At 75.5% G+C, this 2,621-nt stretch carries 1 protein-coding gene; it reads left to right on the top strand.

Annotated features, from left to right (window positions below; all coding sequences use genetic code 11):
- Positions 1-16: 16 nt before the first annotated feature.
- The coding region (locus AB0C29_RS42825; protein ID WP_360833316.1) for a hypothetical protein at positions 17-2,621 on the top strand (2,605 nt) is incomplete at its 3' end.

A 2,621-nucleotide genomic window follows, 5' to 3' on the forward strand; every position in this document is an offset into this window, starting at 1 on the left:
GCCGCCGCGGCCTCCGATGGCGGCACCCCGCACCAAGGAAGCGTCGACCCGGCTGGTGCAGAACGCGTTGTTCCTGCTCGGTGGCCTGCTGCTGGGCGTGGCCGCGATCGTCTTCACCGCGGTCGCCTGGTCGCAGTTCGGTGTGGGCGGCCGGGCGCTGCTGCTGGCCGGCTTCACCGTCGCGGCCCTGGCGGCACCGCTCGCCGCGCTGCGCCGCGGCCTCACGGCGACGGCGGAGACCTTCGCGGCGGTCGGCCTGCTGCTGGTGCTGCTCGACGGGTACGCGGCCTGGTACGTCAACCTGTTCGGAGTCGCGGACTACTCGGCGCTGGGGTACGCGGGCGCGGTCTGCGCGGTGACGGCCGCGGTGGCCGCCGGGTACGAGCACGTGACCGGGCTGATCGGGCCCCGCTTCGGGGCGCTGCTGGTGGCCCAGCCGGTGCTGCCGTTGCTGGTGGCGCCGTTCCACCCGGACGCCACCGGCTGGGCGTACACGATGGTGGCGGTGGCTGTGGTGAACCTGGCGGTGGTCCAGCTGCGGCGTTCCGGGCTGACGGCACTGGGGATCACGGCTTACGCGCTCGGCGGGGCTGCGGCGATCATGGCGGGACTCGCGGCACTGACGGGGCTCTTCACCGACTTCGCGGCCGGTGAGGTGGCACTGGCCGGCGGGGCGCTGATCGCGGCTGCGGGCGTACCCGTGGCGGCAGCCGTCCTGGCCCGGGCCCCGCGCTCGCAGTCGATCACCGGTGGGCTGCTGGTGGTCGCGCTGGCCGTCGCGGCCGGGCGGTTCGCCGGGGTCGCCGGCGGCAGCTTCGCCGCGCCGGTGCTGGTCGCCGGGGTGGTGGCTGCGCTGGCCGCGCTGGTCACGGTCGTGAACCGGCGGCTGCCGGCAGCGGTACGCCGGGGTCCGTGGATCGGTGCTCTGCTGGTGGTCGCCAGCACCGGTGTTGTGGTCGTGGGGGTCACGATCGCCGTCGCGGCGACCGGTGACGGGGACTGGCGGCTGCTCGGGGTGATCGCTCTGGTCACGGGTGGGTTGACTGTGCTGGTGCCGCGGGGGATCCAGGCGCACGCCGTGCTGGGCGGCCTGGCGGTGGCGGCTGTTGCGGCGCCGGCCGGTTTCGGGTTGCCGTGGTGGACCGCGCCGGGGTTCGAGCTGGTGGTGGTCGCGGCGGCGCTGGGCTTGGCGTTGCGGGTCTCTCCGCTGTGGCCTGTCGCGGTGGCGGTCGTCCTGACGACTCACGCGGTAGCCGTCGCCTTTCAACAGCCGTGGGTCGCTTGCGCGACGCTCAGCGCGGTAGCCGTCATCGGGATCTCCACCGCGCTGGTGGAGCGGACGGCCGGCGTGCTCGGGGGAGGGGCGCTTGCCGCAGGCATGGTGGCGGTGCCCGCAGCGGCCTGGAGTGGCGCGGCTGCGCTGTCACTGTCGGACCCGGTGCAGAGCAGGGTGGCGCTGGGCGCGGCGGCCCTGCTCGTCGGTGTGTTGTTTGTCGTCGGTCGCGGGTACCGGGCCTACGCGCTGGCGGCGGCGCTGCTGGGTGTCGTGTCGGCGCCGGTGTGGGCGCTTGTCACCGGGGACTCGCCGGCGATCTATGCGGCCACCGCGTTGTTGCTGGTGGCGCTGACGTTCTCGCGTACCGTTCCGGCCGGTCTGGCTGCTCTTCCGCTCGGGATCGCGCTGTTCGTGGCGACCGCGCCGAGTCTGTCCGCTGTGCTGCTGCGGCCCTACGAGTGGCTGGGCCGGGTGTGGACCGGACGTCCGGACGGTACCGGCGTCGGGGCGGTCGCCCTGGCCGACGTCGTTGCGCTGGGGGTGCTCGCCGTCGCGGTGGTGATCGTGGTGCAGGGCGCTCGGGGGCGCCGGACCGCGGTGTGGGCTGTCGCGCCGGTGCTGGCGGTCGTCGCTCCCATGGGTCTGGCCGCGGCCGGGGTTCCGTGGCCCGGTGTGCCGGCGGAGAGCCTGGTCGTCGGGCTCGCCGGGCTGCTCGCGGTGGCGTTGCTGCGCCCGGGAATGCGGGCGGTCGGGCCGGCGGTGACGTGTGCCGCGCTGGCCGGTGCCGGGCTCGCCGGTGCGCTGGCGACGCGCGGGGCGACACTGGCTGCGCTAGGACTGACTCTGGTTGCCGGGGCGGTGGCGGGTGTTTCCGGCCGTGCCCTCACTGCGCGGCTGGCCGGGTGGTTGACCGGCGCCGGGGCGGCGGTGGCGTTCGCCTACACGGTGGGCCGGGCCGCGGAGCTTTCCCCGGCGACCAGCGCCTTCGTTGTGCTCGGCGCGGCCGCGGTGATCCTGGCCGTGGGGGCGATGCTCGCCGGGCGCGAGGCAGGGGAGCGCCTGGCGGTGGAGGTGGCGGCTCACGCCGGGGCCTTGGTGGCGCTGCTGCTGACCGTCGGCTCGATCCGGCACGCCGCCGCGGTGTGCACCTTGTGGGGGCTCGCGCTCGGCGTGCGGGCGTTGCGGCCGGGTGAGACTGCGCCGGTCCGGCGTGGACATGTGCTGGCCGCGGCGGTTGCGGAGCTGGGTGGCTGGTGGCTGCTGATCGCCTCGGAGCAGGTTGCGACGGTGGAGGCGTACACGTTGCCCGCGGCCGCGGTGGCGCTGCTGGCCGGCTGGCTGGCGC

The sequence above is a fragment of the Actinoplanes sp. NPDC048791 genome, from assembly GCF_040650095.1.
Taxonomy (GTDB): domain Bacteria; phylum Actinomycetota; class Actinomycetes; order Mycobacteriales; family Micromonosporaceae; genus Actinoplanes.